Raw genomic sequence first — 17,460 nt, 5'->3', positions numbered from 1 at the left:
CACCCACCCCCGGGCGAGGCCCACGGTCCGCACCCCGGCCGGCGGGGCCCGGCCGCCCGCGGCGCGGACCGGGCTGCGGCCAGGTGCGGGCTGCGGGCTGCGGGCTGCGGGCTGGGGAGCGCAGCCCGGTAAGGCGCCGGCTCCGGGACGCCCCACGGGCCGGGAACGGCGGGATACCCGGGGCGGGCTCCGGGGACCCGGCAGGGCAGGCCCCGGGGCGGGCCCGTCGGCCCATTGACCCCGCATGGCGGTGAACCTACGCTGAACCACGCACATCAGAAAGCGCTTTCCATCCCCGCCCGGCCCCCACACCGCACCGGGAGCGCCCTCATGAGCAGCCCTCCGTCACGCAGCGGTCCCGCGCCCGGGGTTCTCCCCCCGGCACCGATCGCGGCCCTGGCCCTCTTCGCGCTTCTGGCCCTGATCGCCGGTTCGGTGGCGGCCGCCCCGTTCCCGAGGGCCCCGGCGGCGGCGTTCCGGGTGCTGGTGTACTCCGGGGCCGCGCACGTGCCCCGGGACACACTCCGCGCCGGTGTCGACGCGGTGCGGGAGCTCGGAGCCCGCAACGGGTTCGGGGTCGAGGCGACGGAGGATCCGGCCGTCTTCGACGACGCCGCGCTGTCCCGGTTCCGGGCGGTCGTCTTCAACAACACGGCCGCCGCGCACGACGAGGGCCACGGCCTCGGCGAGGAGGGCCGCGCCGCCCTGCGGAAGTACGTCCGGGCGGGCGGCGGGTGGGTCGGCCTGCACGAGGCCGCCGCCGGTGCGGATGACTGGGACTGGTACGAAGGCCTGGTCGGCGCCGCGCTCGACCGGGGCACGCCCGTACAGAGCGGCAGGGTCAAGGTCCTCGACCACGCGCACCCCTCGACGGCGGGGCTTCCTGACCTCTGGGAGCGTACGGAGCAGTGGTACGACTGGCGCACCGACCCGACCGCCTCGGTGCACACCCTCGCGCAGATCCGGGTGCGCGACGGCATCGCGGGCCTCTCCGGGGGCGTGGACCACCCCTTCTCCTGGTGCCAGGACTACGACGGGGGACGCTCGTGGTTCACCGCGGGCGGGCACGCGGCCCCGGCCTTCCGGGACGAGGGTTTCCTCACCCACCTGCTGGGCGGTATCGAGTGGGCCGCGGGCGCGAGGGCCGGCGACTGCACCGCGAGCCAGGCAGGTTCGTTCCAGCGGACCACCCTCGCGTCACGCGGTCTCGCGGATCCGGCCGATCTGGCGGTCGCGCCGGACCGGCGGGTGTTCGTGGCGCGGCGCACCGGCGAGCTGACGGTCGTCGACCAGCGGACGTCCAAGGTCTCCACGGCCCTCGACCTCGGGTACACGACGGAGACCGCCGCCCGCGCCGACGGGCTCACCGCCCTGGTCCTGGATCCGGGCTTCGCGGAGAACCACTGGCTCTACCTGCTGCACTCCGACAGCACAGGAGGGCGCCTGGCGCTCTCCCGCTTCACGGCCGACGGGGACACGGTCGATCCCGCGTCCGAGAAGCGCCTGCTCACCCTTCCTGGCCGACGGTCCACCGGCAAGGGGGACGCCCCGCCGCCGTCCGGCTCGCTGGCCTTCGACCGCGAGGGGCACCTCTACGCCGCGACGGGTGACGTCACGCTCCCCCTGAACGCGGGCGCCCCCGGGGATCTGCGGGGCGCGATCCTGCGCGTCACCCCGCAGGAGGACGGCACCTACACCGTGCCGGAGGGCAACCTCTTCCCCCAGGGCACCGCCGGGACCCGGCCGGAGATCTACGCGATGGGCATGCGCGACCCGTACCGCGTCACCGTGGACCCCGCGAGCGGCGCGCTCCTGGCCGCCGGCACGGACGCCGACGGTACGGTCCGGCACTTCCGGATCAGCGCGGCGGGCCAGATCGGGCGCCCCTACTGCTCGGGCGGCGTCCCGTACGGGGCGGCGGACTGCGCACCGCGGGTCAGCGGCGCACCGCTGCCCGACGGCCCGCAGGGCGGCGCCGCGATGAGCGGACCGGTCTACGCCTACGAGCCGGAAAGCCTCCACCGCACCCGGTTTCCCGCGTACTTCGCCGGAAAGTGGCTGACGTACGACCCGGCGGGCCGGCGCTTCACGACGCTCTCGTTCCAGCGGGAGGCCCAGACGTTCTCCGACCGGCGGTTCGGTCCGGTCAGGGCCGGTGAACTCCAGTCCGTCAACGGCGTGTTCCAGGACATGGAGTGGAACCGGCCGACAGCCGCCGCCTTCGGCCCGGACGGCGCCCTGTACGTCGTCGACCGGGGTCCGGACGACGACGGGAGCGCCACGGCCTTCCGGATCGACCACGTCGGCGACGAACGGCTGCCCACCGCCGTTGTCACCGCCAACCGCGACAACGGTCCCGCCCCGCTCACCGTGGCCTTCACGGGTACGGGATCCGGGCCGGGCGGAACAACGCCGGTGAGGTACGCCTGGGACTTCGACGGCGACGGCGGTACGGACTCGACGGAGGCGAACCCCTCGTACACCTATCGCTCCGGAGGACGGTTCACGGCGCGTCTCACGGTGACCGGGCCGGAGGGCACGACGGCTGTGGCCGGGCAGGAGATCACCGTCGGCAACAGCCGGCCCCGGCTCACCGTGCACCGGCCGCCGGACGGCGGCCTGTTCCGGCCGGGCGACACCGTCGCCTTCACCGTGGCGGTGGAGGACGACCGGGACGGGCACGCCGCTCCGGTCGACTGCTCGCGCATGCTCGTGCGCGCGGAGTCCGGGAGGCCCACCGCGCCGCGCCCGCTGCGGGGCTCCCCCGGGTGCCGGGGCTCGGTCGTGATGGGGACGGGCGGCGGGCCGGGACCGCAGCGGATCACGGTGCGCTACACCGACGCGGGCGCCCCGGGAATCCCGGCGCTCAGCGGCTCCGCCTCGTTCACCCTGCGCACGGCCTTCCAGGAGGCGGAACGGTTCACCTCGACCGGAGGGGCGCACGGCGGAGCCGTTGCCGGGAGCCGTGAGGACGCGTCGGGCGGCCGGGCGCTGACGGAGATCGAGGACGGGGACTGGGTCGCCTTCGACCCGGTGGACCTGGGCGGTGTCGGGGCGGTGACGGTCGGGGTGACGCCGTGCGGGCTCGGCGGGACGGTCGAGTTCCGGGCCGGCTCTCCGGACGGCCCGCTCCTCGGCTCGCTGCGCGTCCCCGGTTCGGCGGACGGCGACGGGACCACCGTGTCACCGTCGGCCGCTCTGGAGGGCACCGGCGGGAGCGGTCCCCTGTACCTGGTGTTCACCAACTCTGCGTGGAGCAGCGAGAAACCGGACCTGTTCGCCGTGGACTGGCTGCGCTTCCACGGGCCCGGGGCACGGTGACGGCCCCGGAATCCCAGGAGCACGGTGACGGCGCGCCCGTCCCGCGCCGTGCGGGCCCGGCGCGCGGGGTCCCCGGGGGCGCACCCCGGCGGCGCCGCACTCCGCGCGGATGGACCCGTGCGGAGCGCACGGCGCTGAGCAGCGCCGCGCGTTCAGGTCAGGGCGGGCCGCGTTCCACCGGTGCGTCACGGGCGTCGGCGCGACACTGATCGGCGGGTTCGTCCGCGGGTCCGTCCCGTACGGGTCGCGCCGGCCTCCCGTCACGGAGTCACGGGTGGGCCCCGAACCCCGAGAGCGGCGCGGGCGCCGTGGCGTTGATGAGGTGCTGGACGAGGGTGACCAGTGCCCCGGTTCCCGAACTGGCGATCCTGGCGTCGCAGAGGACGACCGGGACCTCGGGTCCGAGGTCGAGCGCGGCCCGGACCTCTTCCGGTTCGTAGCGGTAGGCGCCGTCGAACTCGTTGACGGCGACGATGAATCCGATGCCGCGCCGTTCGAAGAAGTCGACGGCCGCGAAGCATTCGGCCAGCCGGCGCGTGTCGGCCAGCACGACCGCTCCGAGGGCGCCCTTGGACAGTTCGTCCCACATGAACCAGAACCGCTCCTGTCCTGGCGTGCCGAAGAGGTAGAGCACGTGCTGCTCGGACAGTGTGATGCGGCCGAAGTCCATGGCGACGGTGGTGGCCGACTTGGATTCGATCCCTTCGAGACTGTCGGTCGCCGCGCTGACCTGGGTCAGCAGTTCTTCGGTACTCAGCGGTGCGATCTCGCTGACCGCGCCCACGAACGTCGTCTTGCCGACGCCGAAGCCGCCCGCGACCAGGACCTTGAGGGCCACGGGAAAGAAGTCGGAGCTTCCGGAGCTGTCAGAGCTGTCGTCGTAGACCATCGAGCACTGCCTCCAGCAGGGATCGGTCGGTTGGCATGTCGGTGAACGCGGGGGCGTGTGCGGTGACGGCCCCGCAGTCGACCAGGTCGGACAGGAGGACCTTGGTGATGACGGCGGGCAGCCGGAGATGGGCGGCGACCTCGGCGACGGACACGGGTACGTCGCAGAGTTCCAGGGCCACGGTGTGCTCGGGTCCGAGGTGGGCCTGGGGGGTGCTCCCGGTCGCCATCACGAGGGAGAGCAGATCGAGCACGGCGGTCGGCCGCGTCCGGCCGTTGCTCACGGTGTACGGGCGGATGAGCCGGCCTGCCGCGTCGTCGAGCAACGGCCCGTCCTGCGGGGCCGGCACTCTCACAGCCCCGGGCTGAACGGCGCTCCGGCCGGCTGCCGGAGCGGCGTCATCAGGTAGGGGCGGACGCTCTTGACCAGCATGGCCATCTCGTACCCCAGGACGGCGGCGTCCGCCTCGCGGCCGGCGAGGACGGCGAGACACGTGCCTGACCCGGCGGTCGAGACGAACAGCAGCGTCGAGTCGAGCTCGACCACCACCTGCCGGACGTCGCCGTTGTCACCGAACCGGGCACCGGCACTCCGGCCGAGCGAGTACAGGCCGGCGGCCAGGGCCGCCATGTGGTCCGCGCTGTCGGCGTCCATGCCGTGAACGGATTTCACCAGGCCGTCGGCCGAGAGGAGGACGGCGCTGCGCGTGTAGGGCACGCGCTGGACCAGGCCGCTCAGCAGCCAGTCGAGGTCCGAGACCTGACCGGCGGGCATTTCGGTCGTCATGGTGTGTCTACTCCTTGAACATGTGCTCGGTTCGGGGATCCGGTTCGGGCGTCCGCGGCCCCCGGTGTCCGGGGTCCGCCCGCTCCGTCCCGGCGGGCGCGGTGGTGGCGGGGCTGCGGAACGGCAGCGGGGCGGGACCGTGGGACCGCTGCGCCCCGAGGGTGGCGGCGGGGCCGGTCGCGGCACCCGGTGCGCCGTACGCGTGCGTCGTGTCCGGCTCTGCCGCCGTCTGGGCTTCGGCGAGGTCGACGCCGCGCCGGAAGGCGGCCATCAGACCGGGGTCGTGCAGGACGTTCTCGCCCTCGGCGCGCGGCGCGGGGGCTTCCCTGAGCTGGGGCGCCAGGTGCTCCTGGTTGCTCCGCCTGGGCAACTGGGGCCGGGCGGGCGGGACTTCTGCCGCCGGGGGCGGGACGGCGGGCGCGGGCCCATCGGTGTCCACGACGGACGGTACGAACGCGACGGGTCCGTCCGGCGAGGCGGACCCGGTGAAGGGCGTGGACTCGGCAAGCGGGGCGGACTCCGCGGTTCCGGACGACTGGGCGGGGCGCTCGAAGAGCGCGGAGCCGAGGAGTGGGGCGGGCTCCTCAGACACGGCAGGCTGCGCGAACTGCCCGAAGAGCGCGGAGCCGGCGAGCGGCGCGGGCTCCTCCGACACGGCAGGCTGCGCGGACTGCCCGAAGAGCGCCGAGCCGGACACCTGCGTGGGCCGGCCGAGGGTGGCGGGCGGAGGAAACGGGGCGGACCCGGCGGATCCGGCCGGCTGGGCACCCGGCGGGAAGGAGGCGGGGTTGGGGCGGTCGACACGCTCGGCACGCAGCGGCAGCGGCGGCCCCTCCCCCTGGCGCGGGTCGTTCCGGGGCGTTCCGCCCTCCCGCTCCGGCGTCGGGGCCTGCGCCGACGCGTCGTGGGTGAGGGGCAGGCGGGCGCCGCCGGGTACCGGGGCCGCACCGGGCGCGGCCGTGGCGTCGATGTCGATGCCCAGGAGGATCTCCGGCAGCACGAGTACCGCCTGTGTGCCTCCGTAGATGTTGCTCTGGAGACGAACGGCGATGCCGTGCCTGCGGGCCAGGGAGGCGACCACGAACAGCCCGATGCGCCCGTCCTGGAGCAGATGGGCGACGTTGACCTGGTCGGGGTCGGCGAGCAGGGTGTTCATCCGCTTCTGCTCGGGGCCGGGCATGCCGAGCCCCCGGTCCTCCACCTCCAGGGCGAGTCCGGCGGTGACGCGCTGGGCGCGCAGCAGAACCTGGGTGTGCGGGGCGGAGAACACCGTGGCGTTCTCGACGAGTTCGGCGAGGAGGTGGATCACGTCGGCGACGGCGTGTCCGCGCAGGGTGCCGTCGATCGGCGGGACCAGCGTGACGCGTGGGTACTGCTCGACCTCGGCGATCGCGGAGCGCAGGACCTCCGTCAGGGTCACGGGGTTGCTCCACTGCCGCCGCGAGACCGCGCCGCCGAGGACGGCGAGGTTCTCCGCGTGCCTGCGGATGCGGGTGGCGAGATGGTCGACCTGGAAGAGGCCCTTGAGCAGGTCGGGGTCCTCGACCTCGTGCTCCAGCTCGTCGAGGATCTGGATCTCGCGGTGCACGAGGGATTGCAGCCGCCGGGCGAGGTTGACGAAGACCTCGACCTTCTGTTCGTTGCCGCTGCTGCGGAAGAGCTGCGAGGCCTGGACGACGGCCGCCACGGCGGCGTCCCGGGAGCGGCCCATCTCCTGGGCGAGGTGGTCGAAGGCGTCCGCGTCCGGGGCGGCGGGGGGCGTGGCCCCGCGCTCCGGCAGGGGTTCGCCGTCGCGGAGGCATTCCATGACGCGCTGGAGTTCGGCCTGGTGCCGGGCTTCCGTGCTCCTGAGCGCCAGGCAGCGGTCGAGCACTCCGGCACTGACGCGGTGGGCGCCGAGGAAGGCCGCCGCCACGGCGGCGACGGCAAGCGCCCCGGATCCGCCGAGTGCCGCCAGGAGGCTGCCGGTCGGGCGTACGCCGGAGGCGCGGATGGTGAAGATGACGGCCGCCGCCCCGCCGAGCGCGGCGGCCACGGTCGGCAGCACGGCGGTGCGCAGCAGTTGCGGCCGCAGGCGGCCTTCGGGAGCGGACTGCACGGAGCGCGGCCGGCTCGCGGCCGAGTGGGAGCGGCCGCCCGGACGGCCGTGCCGTCCGCCTTCGCGGCGTTCCGGTCGCGCGGTGGGTGCGCGAAGTTGAGACATCATCGTCCTCGGTACGTGGGGCACCAGGAATCGGCATTCGAGTGGTGACACCCACGGGGGTCGGTAGGGCCCGGGTCGACGGCTGGGACGGGCCCGGCCGATAGGAGCCCACCGTTGATCACCGGCCACACACGGTAGTCGCCGGACGGCCGTGCCCGGCGTGCAGTTGTCGAAGTTGCCCGCCCCGCGTCCCGCTCTGGTATGACGCGTCGCACGGGTAGCCGAATCCGATAGCCGTCCACGCTGGACAGGGGTCCAGTTGTCGATCCGGTGTGCGAACCATCGGGGCGTGGAGGCGGGAGCGGGGCCGGATACGGGAAGGAGCGGGGAGCACGGACGGTCGGTCAGTCCGTGCTCCCCGCTCCTTCGCGGCACGTCGTGGTCTCAGTCGAGGCGCGGGAGGGGCACCTTCCTGAAGTCGGTGTCCGAGGCCAGGTAGAAGCTCGGGTAGGCGGGCTGGTTGTAGACGGTCTGCTGCCGTGCCACCTCGGCCCGGTACTGCGGGTCGTGCATCAGGGTGTACAGCTTGTGGTGCGTGACCTCGGTGCTGACGTAGACGCGGATCGAGGAGCTGTCCGTGGCAGGCAGGAGGAGTTCCTCGCGCCAGTCCCCGAAGACGTCGGCCACCAGGGACGGGTTCCCCTTGGTGTAGTTGTTCGTGGTCGTGCCCTGTGCGGTGAGCAGCGTCCCGCGGCGCCAGTCCCGCACCTCGGGTGTCTGGTAGGTGGTGGTCGTCGCCCCGTGGACGATCTGGGTGGTCAGGTCACCGGCCCACCGGATGCTCTGGTTGGTGCCGGGGGTCTCCTTGCCGAGGCGTTCACCCTGCGCGCTGAAGAGTCCGACGGGGTCGCCGCCCGTACCCTCGACGGCGTTGGACCAGACTTCGAGTCCGGGGCGGGTGGGGTCGATGTCGCCGATCATGCCGCGCCCGGTGTCGACGCCGGTGTACCCGCCGAAGAGGACCTCGCCGGTGGCGGCGTCACGCATCGTGTAGCCGTACGGGGCGAAGGGGCCGGCCTCGTGGACGGCGAAGATCTCCGTTCCGGGGCGCGTGGGGTCGATGTCGGCCACGTGCATGGCGTCGCCGTGCCCCAGCCGTACGGTCCTCCCCGGGGCCGAACTGCCTTCCGGGAGCGTTCCGGTGGAGCTGTAGAGCAGGCTGCCGTCGTCGTCGAGCGTGGCCGAGCCGTAGACGATCTCCTGCCGGCCGTCGCCGTCCACGTCCGCGGCGCTCAGGGAGTGGAAGCCCTGGCCGGTGAGTGAGGCGTACGCCGGATTCCGTCCTTCCTCGTTCGCCGCGGTGTCGTCGAACGGGTTGTTCATGGTCGTGAAGCCGCTGTCCGCCTTCCACTCCGCACGGAGGTGCTTGCCGTCCCAGCGGTAGGCGGCCAGGGTGGCGCGGGTGTAGTAGCCCCGGGCGAAGACGGCCGAGGGGTGGGTGCCGTCGAGGTAGGCGACTCCGGCCAGGAAGCGGTCGACCCGGTTGCCGGGTTCGATGCGCGGGCCCGCGTAGTCGCCCCACATCAGGCCGTCGTCGACGCGGCCGAACGGGTAGCGGATCGTCTCCAGTTCCCTTCCGTCGGCGCCCGCGAGGACGGTCAGGTACTCGGGTCCGTCGAGGATGAAGCCCTCGAACGCGCGCAGCTTGTTGTTGGCCGAGCGGGAGGGGGCGTACACGTCGATGAAGTGGTCGGCCAGGTCCTCGGCGTGCGCGCGGCTGAGGGGGTAGCGGTAGGGGGCGCGCCCGGTGACGCCGAGGGCCTTCTCGATCGTGGCGGGCCAGGTTCCGGCCACGACCTCGGGGTGGGTGCTCCAGCCCATGAACACCGTGACGAGGTGGTCGCGGAAGCCCGGGGCGCTCAGCCGGTGGTCGTCCGCGTGCGTGTGCCCGGCCGCCCGGTCCTGGGCGGGCATCGTGACGTACCGGCGGGAGACCGGTACGCCGTCGGGGCCGTAGCGGGTGACGGAGGTGCCGGGGGCGGTCTTGAGCATCGTCTCGGAGCGTCCGTCGCCGTCGAAGTCGTAGACGAGGAACTGCGTGTAGTGCGCGCCCGCCCTGATGTTCCGTCCCAGGTCGACGCGGTTGAGCAGGGTGCCGTCGAGTTCGTAGGTGTCGATGTAGGTGTTGCCGGTGTAACCGACCTGGGAAACGTCCTTGGCGTTGGAGGGGTACCACTTGACGACGTACTCGTAGGCGCCGTCGCCGTCGACGTCCCCGACACTCATGTCGTTGGCGCTGTAGGTGTACACCTCACCGGCCGGGGTGACACCGTCCGCGGGCTTGCGCAGGGGCAGTTCGTAGTAGGCCTTCGACTGGGGGGTGACGGGCTCGCTGCGGCGGCCCTCGCGTCCTTTGACGACGGCGACGACGCGGTAGCTCGCGTTCCTGGTCGGGCTGACGTCCACGTAGTTGGTGCTGTCCGTGACGGTGGCCAGGCGCCGGCCGTCGCGGTAGACGCGGAAGTCGGTTCCGCTCATCCCCGTCCGGGTGGCGCCGGTGGCCTCCGGTCCGAGCAGGCGCCAGCTGAGGAACACGCCCTCGTCACCGCGTACGGCGACCAGGCCTCGGTCGAGGTGTTCCAGCTGTACGGCTCTCCTCGCGTTCCTGTCCTTGGCGGCCTGATCGGCCTGGGCGGTCACCGGGCCGGCGCCGAGCAGGAGCGCCCCGGCGAGGAGCGGGGCGAGGAGGGCGGCGGCTCTCCTGCGGAGGGGGCGGGTTCTCGTCATCACGGCTGCCTTCCGGTCGGGGGGCTCTCTGTCTGCGGTCGGGTGCGGGGTCGGGAGAACGGGCGACGCGGCACGGGGCCGGGCGGCTCGTCGCAGGGGGACGCTCGCCGGACCGTGGACGGGTGGACGGCCCGGGCGGACGGGCGCCTGCGACCGGGTCCGCCCGGACGCGTCGTCGCGCTGTCAGTCCTCCTGGAGGACCGCCACTTCCAGGGCGGGCACCGTCAGCCGTGTGGCGACGTCCTGGCCGCGCAGCAGTTCGTGACCCGTCACCCGCACGTCCACGTCATGGGCGGTGTGGTTGATCAGGAAGAGGAAGCTGGTTCCGTCGTCGCCGTGGCGGCGTACGGCCTCGACGCCGCCCGGCAGGCCGGCGACCGCCGGGGCCACGTCCGCCTCGGCCAGGAAGGCGTCGACGAGGGCGGCGACCCCGTCGTCGTCGGGGCGGGTGGCGACGTACCAGGCGTGGCCGCGGCCGGCGTCGTTGCGGGTGACGGCGGGCAGTCCGGCCAGCGGGCCGTCGGCCCAGGTGCGTACCGCCGTCGCGCCTTCGAGGCGGGTCTTCTCGCTCCACAGGTCGGCCCGCGTGCCGTCGTCCAGAGTGAGCGACTCGCCTTCCTGGAGCGGACGGAACTCCTCGGAGCGCACGCCGAGCAGATCACGGAAGGCACCCGGGTAGCCGCCGGGCCGCACGTGGTCGTGCTCGTCCACGATGCCGCTGAAGAAGGTGATGAGGACACTGGCGCCGGCCCGCGCGGCCTCGGCGACGCGTGCGGCGTCCTCGTCGCCGACGGTGTACAGCGTGGGGACGACCAGGGCCCGGTAGCCGGTCAGGTCCGAGCCGGGGGACACGACGTCGACGGTGACACCGCGCTGCCACAGGGCGCGGTACCAGCGCATCACCTCGTCCAGGTAGCCGAGGTCCTGGGTGGGGTGTCCTTCCATCTCTGAGGCCCACCAGGAGGGGTAGTCGAAGACCAGGGCGGTGTCCGCCGTTACGCGGCTCCCCCGGACCGGTGCCAGGGACCTCAGGTGTCCTCCCAGCTCCACGGTGGTGCGCCACACGTCGGAGTCGCGTCCGGCGTGCGGAAGCATGGCGGAGTGGTACTTCTCGGCGCCCGCGGTGGACTGCCGCCACTGGAAGAACATCACGGCGTCAGCGCCCCGCGCCACGTGGGCGAGGGAGTTGCGCACCATCTCCCCCGCGCCCTTGGCGCTGTTCCGGGGCTGCCAGTTCACGGCCGACGTCGAGTGCTCCATCAGCATCCAGGGGGCTCCCCCGGCGACACCCCGGCTGAGGTCGGCGCTGAACGCGAGGCCGATGTGGGCCTCGGGGTCGCGGGCGACCAGGTAGTGGTCGTTGGCCACCACGTCCATGTCACCCGACCAGGAGAAGTAGTCCACCCACTTGTTGGCGGTGGTCATCATGAAGTTCGTCGTCGTCGGCACGTGCGGGGTGACCTCGCGCAGTACGTCGCGAAGGGCCCGGTAATGGGCGAGCTGCTCGTCGGAGGAGAACCGGGCGAAGTCGAGCTGCTGGGTCGGGTTGACGAACGTGGGGGCGGACCTCGGCGGCAGGATCTCCTCGAAGGCGTCGTAGCGCTGGGACCAGAAGGCGGTCCCCCAGGCGCTGTTGAGGGCCTCGATCGTGGTGTGGCGGTTGCGGAGCCAGCGGCGGAAGGCCTCGGCGGCGGCGTCGGAGTAGTCGTGCGGCACGTGGCAGCCGAGTTCGTTGTCGACGTGCCACACGGCCAGCGCGGGGTGGTCGCCGTAGCGCTCGGCCATCCGGCGGGTCATGCGCACGGCGTAGTCGCGGAACACCGGTGAGGAGACCGCGTAGGACTGCCGGGAGCCCTGGTGGAGGACGGTGCCGTCGGCGCGTTCGGGCAGGATCTCCGGGTGCGCGCGGGTGAGCCACGGGGGTGGCGAGGCCGTGGCGGTCGCCAGGGCGACGCCTATACCGGCGGCGTGCAGGCGGTCGAGCACCGCGTCCAGCCATCTGAAGTCGAAGTCCCCTTCTCGCGGCTCCAGTTGGGCCCAGGAGAAGATCCCGACGCTGACGAGACCGACACCGGCCTCCTTCATCAGCTCCACGTCCTCCAACTGGACGTCCACCGGCCACTGTTCGGGGTTGTAGTCGCCGCCGTAGGCGATTCCGCCGGCACGCAGGGGCCAGGGGCGTTCGCTCGTCATTCCGATCCGTCCTCTCACGGGCGCACGGGAGCCTGGTCCGGTGCGGGGTGTGTGTGCTGTGGTGCGCTCGGTGGTGCGGGGTGGCGCGTCGCGCGGACCGTGCGTGTGGCGGTGGAGGCGGCGACCCTCCCGAGACGGACTGCGCTCCGGGCGGGTGGACAGGGCGTGGCGTCTCCGGCCGGGCCCTGCGGTGCCGCCTGCGCGGCGGGGGCACGGTCGCCCGCCCCCGCCCGCACGGCCCCTCGGAGCACTGCCGGACGATCCGTCCCGGTCGGGCCTGATGTGGTCGAAGATCACTCCTGTACGGGCGCCATCGATTTATAACGTTTCAAGAGAGGGCCGCCGTGAATCCCACGACCCGCTTTCACCGACCGGCCAGGGACGTCGGCCACGCACGCCCCGCCGCCGTCCCGACGGTGGGCACAGCGACGAACGAACACCCCACGGGAGGGCTTCCGTTGCTCCGCCGGAACCGTTCCGGGACCGTCCCGGCCGACCGGATCCCGCTTCGTCCGGAGCCTAGGCACCCACGGATGTTGACGTCAACATCCGTGCGGCGAGAAGAGGGAAAGCGTTTTCTCCCACCTGCGCCGACCCTCCTCCCCCGGCGAAATGGCGTGCGGCGGGTCCGACTTGGGCACGCCCCTGCCCGGGGGCGCGCGCTCGCCTACCCTGACGGTGATCACGTAAGCACTCGGCGGACGAAGCCCGGAGGGGCCATGGACGGCGCGCGAGCACACGCCGGGCAGGGGCGGCAGCGCGACGCGTCCATAGACGACGTGGCGCGGCGGGCCGGTGTCTCGGGCCAGACGGTGTCGCGGGTGGCCAACGGCCGGAGCAACGTGGGTGCCGCGACCCGCGAACGCGTGCTGGCCGCCATGCGCGAGCTGGGTTACCGCCCCAACAGCGCGGCACGCGCCCTGAGATCGGGCCGGTTCCGCAGCATCGGGGTCGTCGTCTTCACCCTTGCCTCGTACGGGAACCTCCGCATGCTGGAGGCCGTTGCCGCCGCGGCCACCGAGCGGCGCTACGCGCTCACCCTGATGCCGTTGACGCGGCCCACGCACGCCGATGTGAGCGCCGCCCTGGACCGTCTGGGCGAGCAGGCCGTCGACGGAGTCATCGTGCTCATCGAGTCGCACCTGATCGGAACGGCCGAGGCGCAGCTGCGCCGGGGCGTTCCCGTCGTCGTGGTGGACTCCCGGGCGTCCGGCCGGGCGGCCGTGGTCGACACCGACCAGTTCACCGGCGCGCGCCTGGCGACCGAGCACCTTCTGGAGCTGGGCCACGAGACCGTCTGGCACGTCGCCGGCCCCCGGGACTCCTACTCGGCGGGACTGCGCCTGCGGGGCTGGCGCGAGACGCTGCTCGCCCACGGCAGGCCCGTGCCCGAGCCGGTCCACGGCGACTGGTACTCCGACTCGGGGTACGCCGCCGGGCGGAGCCTCGCCGCCGAGCCGCGGCTGACAGCGGTCTTCGCCGCCAACGACCAGATGGCCCTGGGCGTCCTGCGGGCCCTGACGGAGGCGCGCCTGCGCATCCCCCGGGACGTGAGCGTCGCCGGATTCGACGACATGCCCGAGGCACGGAACTTCATCCCTCCGCTGACGACCGTCCACCAGGACTTCGCCGCTGTCGGCGGGGCGGCCGTACAGGCCCTCGTCCAGGAAATCGAGGGCGGACCGCCGGCGGAGTACCGGGAGATAGCGCCCCGTCTGATGGTCCGGGGCAGCACGGGCACCCCCACCGGGCGCGGGCGGCGGTCCCCCGGCCCGGCGGCCGGGGGGTGAGTGGACGCCCACCGGTCGCACGGAGGGAAAACCGGTGGCTGCCACACCTGGCGGTGTGGCAGCCTTCGGCGCCATGGAGACCGGGACGGACGTGTGGAACGAGCGGGTGGCACGGGGCTACGACGAGTCGTCCGGGCACATGTACGTGCCCGAAGTCCTCGATCCCGCAGTGGACTTCCTCGCGCGCAGAGCGGGCAGCGGCCCCGTCCTCGAGTTCGCCGTGGGAACCGGCCGGGTCGCGCTTCCGCTGAGCGCGCGAGGTGTGCGGGTGGCGGGGATCGAGAAGTCGGAGCCCATGGCCCGGGAGCTGCGCGCCAAGCCCGGTGGCGGTGATGTGGCGCTGACCATCGGGGACATGACGAGTTCCCGCGCGGAGGGGGCGTTCAGCCTGGTCTACCTCGTCTACAACGCCATCACCTGCCTGCTCTCCCAGGAGGAGCAGGTGGCCTGCTTCCGCAACGCCGCGCTCCACCTGGAGCCCGGCGGCCGTTTCGTGATCGAGGTGTTCGTCCCCGATCTCCAGCGTCTGCCGCCGGGCGAGACCGCGCGACCGTTCCACGTCGGCGACCGGCACGTCGGCTTCGACACGTACGATCTCGCCGCCCAGAGAATGGTCTCGCACCACTACACGATCGCGGAGGGCCGGAGCTCCACCTTCCTGTCACCCCATCGGTACGTCTGGCCGGCCGAACTCGACCTGATGGCGGAGCTCGCCGGCCTGGAACCGTCCGAGCGGTGGGCCGGGTGGAACGAGGAGCCCTTCACCGGGTCCAGCAGGTCGCACGTCTCCGTCTGGCGTAGGCCGCCCGACACCCCGTAGCGCTCCGGCCGCCGGGTCCGGCGGAGCCGGCCGGGGTTTCCGTGCCGGTCCCCGAGCCGATCGCGGTGACGGCCCGGGGCGCGGCGGTCCGCCGCGCCCCGGCCGGGAGCACCACCACTTCAGGACGGCCCGTTCAGGACGGCGCGGCGGGGTTTTTGGCGGTGCGTCTCCACGGAGCGCCCCGCAGGGCCTTTCCCCCGGGGGCGACCGCCCGCGTCATCTCTGGCGGGCGGGCTGGAGCCCCGCGTACACACCGCCCGTGCTCAGCAGTTCCTCGTGCGTCCCGACCTCGGCGATCCTGCCGTCCTCCATGGCCACGATGCGGTCGGCGCCCTCGATCGTGGAGAGCCGGTGTGCGACGACGAAGACGGTCCGGCCGTGCACGAGCCGGGAGAGCGCCTCCTGCACGAGGGCTTCCGAACGGTTGTCGAGCGCGGAGGTGGCCTCGTCCAGCACCAGCACCCTGGGGTCACGGATCAGCGCCCTGGCGATGGCGAGGCGCTGCTTCTGACCGCCGGACAGCTGTGCGCCGCGCTCCCCGATGACCGTGTCCAGACCGTGCGGCAGACCGTTCACGAACTCCAGCGCGTTGGCGTCCCGCAGGGCCCTCATCAGGGTCTCCTCGTCCGTGTCCCCCATGCCGTAGGTGACGTTGTCGCGGATGCTCCCCTCGAAGAGGATCGACTCCTGGGGCACCACCGAGAGGAAGCGCCGGTAGGTACGCAGATCGAGCCCGGCCATGTCGGTTCCGTCGAGCAGGATCCGGCCCGAGGTGGGCCTGATGAACCCGATGAGCAGGTTGAGCACCGTGGACTTGCCCGCGCCTGAGGCTCCGACCAGTGCGATGGTCTCCCCCGGCCGTGCCGACAGGGTGAACCCGTCGACCGCCGACTCCCCGTCCTCGTAGGCGAAACCGACGTCCTCGAAGTCGATGCGGCCGACGACGCTGTCGACCCGTGCCTTGCCGGCGTTGTTCTCCAGGTCCGGCGCCTGAAGGACCTCGCCCGCCGAACGGACCGACTCCAGCCCCTTGGTGAGGATGGGGGCCAGACCCAGCAGGGTCGTCACGGAACCGGTCAGCACCGTGAAGAAGGAGCTCAGCATCACCACGTCACCGGGGGTGATGTCCATCCACCCGTGGTACGCCACCAGGGCGGAGCCCGTCAGGCACAGGACACCGAGCGTGTTCAGGATGACCCAGGCCAGTGAGCCGAAACGGCCGTTGATCATGTCCAGGCGCATGCCCGCCGCGAAGACCTGGCGCAGGGACCCGTCGACCCGGCCGAGCGCCGTCCGCTCCAGGCCGTGGGCACGGGTGATGGGTATGAGGGTGGTCATCTCCCCGACGCGGGAAGAGAGTTGCTCGACCTCTCGGCGGAAGGACTCGTTGTGGCTGCGCAGCCGTCCCCGCAGTTTCATCACGAGGAAGCCGGAGGCGGGCACCACGACGAGGAAGACGGGCAGGAACTCGGGCACGCGGACGGCGATGACGACGAGGCCGCCGGTCAGCGTGACGACGGCGCCCAGTCCCATGTCGGAACTCTGCTGCACCATCTGCTCCACGGCTTCGACGTCGCGCACCACCTTGGCCTGGAGCACGCTCGAACTGACCCGTGAGTGGTAGCCGATGGACAACTGCTGCATCCGGCGGCAGAGGGCCGAACGCAGTGTGGTCCCCATGCGCCGGATGCTGCCGGCGAGGCACCGTACGTACCACTGGTGGAGCGGGTAGTTGATCACGAGGATGAACAGCAGGACACCGCTGGCCTTCCAGATGCCCGATTCGGGCCCGTGCTGGACGACCACGTCGAGGACGGTGGCGGTGATCAGCGGCAGCAGCCAGATGGGACTGTGCTTCACGACGAAGATGGCGACCGCGAGGGCCAGTCGGCCACGGTCGGGGCGGAAGAGGTGGCCGAGGGTGCGGACCGGGTTCTCGCCGCGGTAGCGGTGATCGAGGTGGTCGAAGGGTGCCAAGGGTTCGGCGGAGAGCGGTGAAAGCGCTTTCTTCATGCGGATATCCCACCCGCTCCGGCCTCCGTCGACAACCCCCGTTCCACGGGAAGAGACGGACCGGGGACGTGGGCCGGGCCCGGTGGGGCACCGCTCCGGCACATCGGCGCATCGGCGTCGGGGCATCCCCGCGTCCCCCTGGCCGCCGCGCCGGACGCCCCACTGTGCACCGGTCCGCCGCCCGCGGCAAGGCCGCCCCGTCGCCGACGGAATATCTTTCGGGGTCACGCTGTGTAATCCCGCGCCGACAGGGTAGCGGGCCGGGATGTTCAGGTTCAGGCGTGTACGAGTTCTGACGGTGCTGCTCAGCGGCTGGGTGGCGTTGACCGCGGTCGAGCGATGGGCGGACCGGTCTCCGTGGCCGGAGGCGGTGCTGGGCGGGCTGCTGTGGTCGTGTGTGGTGGCCGGTGCCTGGTGGTTCGCCGAATGGACCCAGTCGCCCCTGCGCACGGCGCGCGAGAGGGCGGCGGCACGCGAGTCGGCGGAAGCACGGGAGTCGGGTGCGGCACGCGGGAGGACCGCAGGCACACCTGGGGAGGAGGTGCCGCGCGAGCGGGGTGCCGGCACGGGCGATCCGTTCGCCGGCAGTTCGTCCGGCGCCTCCGCGCGGTCACGCCGCTGACCCGCGCGCCGGCGGAAGACGGCAGCCGCCCGTGCGGCACCAACCGGGTGACGCCCCGGCGGCGGCCCGTCGCGGGGGCCCCCCCCGACCAGGTGG

The 17,460-nt window shown here is 72.8% G+C and carries 11 protein-coding genes; 4 read left to right on the top strand and 7 right to left on the bottom strand.

The features are described 5' to 3' along the window. Positions 1-330 precede the first annotated feature (330 nt). Positions 331-3,321 carry a ThuA domain-containing protein gene (locus ACFVS9_RS30195; RefSeq protein ID WP_389937468.1) on the top strand — a complete coding sequence of 997 codons (2,991 nt, stop codon included), beginning with the start codon at positions 331-333 and terminating at the stop codon, positions 3,319-3,321. A gap of 268 nt (positions 3,322-3,589) precedes the next feature. Here ACFVS9_RS30195 and ACFVS9_RS30190 read toward each other — a convergent pair whose 3' ends face one another. The 6 genes from ACFVS9_RS30190 to ACFVS9_RS30165 all read right to left on the bottom strand — a co-directional run bounded on the left by ACFVS9_RS30190 (position 3,590) and on the right by ACFVS9_RS30165 (position 12,119). Continuing rightward, positions 3,590-4,210 carry an ATP/GTP-binding protein gene (locus tag ACFVS9_RS30190; protein WP_383116485.1) on the bottom strand — a complete coding sequence of 207 codons (621 nt, stop codon included), beginning with the start codon at positions 4,208-4,210 and terminating at the stop codon, positions 3,590-3,592. Next, complete coding sequence (locus ACFVS9_RS30185; RefSeq protein ID WP_383116494.1) at positions 4,188-4,559, bottom strand: DUF742 domain-containing protein; 372 nt, start codon at positions 4,557-4,559, stop codon at positions 4,188-4,190. Before ACFVS9_RS30185 ends, ACFVS9_RS30190 begins: the two co-directional genes overlap by 23 nt. 2 nt (positions 4,560-4,561) lie before the next feature. Beyond that, positions 4,562-4,996, bottom strand: coding sequence for a roadblock/LC7 domain-containing protein (locus ACFVS9_RS30180; RefSeq protein WP_389937465.1), 435 nt, complete (start codon positions 4,994-4,996; stop codon positions 4,562-4,564). A 7-nt stretch (positions 4,997-5,003) separates the two neighbouring features. Continuing rightward, the gene (locus tag ACFVS9_RS30175) at positions 5,004-7,199 is read right to left on the bottom strand and encodes an ATP-binding protein (protein ID WP_389937560.1); all 2,196 of its coding nucleotides are present in this window, start codon (positions 7,197-7,199) and stop codon (positions 5,004-5,006) included. 384 nt (positions 7,200-7,583) lie between these two features. Then, a complete protein-coding gene (locus tag ACFVS9_RS30170) occupies positions 7,584-9,926 on the bottom strand; it encodes a rhamnogalacturonan lyase (RefSeq protein WP_389937462.1) in 2,343 nt (780 codons plus the stop codon). Positions 9,927-10,109: 183 nt separating this feature from the next. Beyond that, positions 10,110-12,119, bottom strand: coding sequence for a beta-galactosidase (locus ACFVS9_RS30165; RefSeq protein WP_389937459.1), 2,010 nt, complete (start codon positions 12,117-12,119; stop codon positions 10,110-10,112). 719 nt (positions 12,120-12,838) lie between these two features. Here ACFVS9_RS30165 and ACFVS9_RS30160 point away from each other — a divergent pair. Beyond that, on the top strand, positions 12,839-13,909 hold the full coding sequence (locus ACFVS9_RS30160) for a LacI family DNA-binding transcriptional regulator (protein ID WP_389937456.1): 1,071 nt from the start codon (positions 12,839-12,841) through the stop codon (positions 13,907-13,909). Between the two features lie 73 nt (positions 13,910-13,982). Continuing rightward, positions 13,983-14,729 (top strand): methyltransferase domain-containing protein, encoded by a 747-nt coding sequence (locus ACFVS9_RS30155; protein WP_389937557.1) that lies wholly within the window; start codon positions 13,983-13,985, stop codon positions 14,727-14,729. A 216-nt stretch (positions 14,730-14,945) separates the two neighbouring features. On the opposite strand, the gene ACFVS9_RS30150 is transcribed toward ACFVS9_RS30155, so the two are convergent. Continuing rightward, complete coding sequence (locus ACFVS9_RS30150; protein WP_383116491.1) at positions 14,946-16,742, bottom strand: ABC transporter ATP-binding protein; 1,797 nt, start codon at positions 16,740-16,742, stop codon at positions 14,946-14,948. A gap of 265 nt (positions 16,743-17,007) precedes the next feature. On the opposite strand from ACFVS9_RS30150, the gene ACFVS9_RS30145 reads away from it, so the two are divergent. After that, a complete protein-coding gene (locus ACFVS9_RS30145) occupies positions 17,008-17,364 on the top strand; it encodes a hypothetical protein (protein WP_383116492.1) in 357 nt (118 codons plus the stop codon). The last annotated feature ends 96 nt before the right edge of the window (positions 17,365-17,460 follow it).

The organism is Streptomyces sp. NPDC058008 (genome assembly GCF_042886395.1).
In the GTDB taxonomy this organism is placed as follows: domain Bacteria; phylum Actinomycetota; class Actinomycetes; order Streptomycetales; family Streptomycetaceae; genus Streptomyces.
Note: the sequence above shows the minus strand (reverse complement) of the source record. Positions and strands in the feature narration are given on the sequence as shown.

What these genes read in the sequence shown, in the direction of transcription:
- ACFVS9_RS30195 (WP_389937468.1), top strand. Translation starts at nt 331, where the DNA reads ATGAGCAGCCCTCCGTCACGCAGCGGTCCCGCGCCCGGGGTTCTCCCC.
- ACFVS9_RS30145 (WP_383116492.1), top strand. Translation starts at nt 17,008, where the DNA reads ATGTTCAGGTTCAGGCGTGTACGAGTTCTGACGGTGCTGCTCAGCGGC.
- ACFVS9_RS30165 (WP_389937459.1), bottom strand. Translation starts at nt 12,119, where the DNA reads ATGACGAGCGAACGCCCCTGGCCCCTGCGTGCCGGCGGAATCGCCTAC.
- ACFVS9_RS30155 (WP_389937557.1), top strand. Translation starts at nt 13,983, where the DNA reads ATGGAGACCGGGACGGACGTGTGGAACGAGCGGGTGGCACGGGGCTAC.
- ACFVS9_RS30175 (WP_389937560.1), bottom strand. Translation starts at nt 7,199, where the DNA reads ATGTCTCAACTTCGCGCACCCACCGCGCGACCGGAACGCCGCGAAGGC.
- ACFVS9_RS30170 (WP_389937462.1), bottom strand. Translation starts at nt 9,926, where the DNA reads ATGACGAGAACCCGCCCCCTCCGCAGGAGAGCCGCCGCCCTCCTCGCC.
- ACFVS9_RS30160 (WP_389937456.1), top strand. Translation starts at nt 12,839, where the DNA reads ATGGACGGCGCGCGAGCACACGCCGGGCAGGGGCGGCAGCGCGACGCG.
- ACFVS9_RS30150 (WP_383116491.1), bottom strand. Translation starts at nt 16,742, where the DNA reads ATGAAGAAAGCGCTTTCACCGCTCTCCGCCGAACCCTTGGCACCCTTC.
- ACFVS9_RS30180 (WP_389937465.1), bottom strand. Translation starts at nt 4,996, where the DNA reads ATGACGACCGAAATGCCCGCCGGTCAGGTCTCGGACCTCGACTGGCTG.
- ACFVS9_RS30190 (WP_383116485.1), bottom strand. Translation starts at nt 4,210, where the DNA reads ATGGTCTACGACGACAGCTCTGACAGCTCCGGAAGCTCCGACTTCTTT.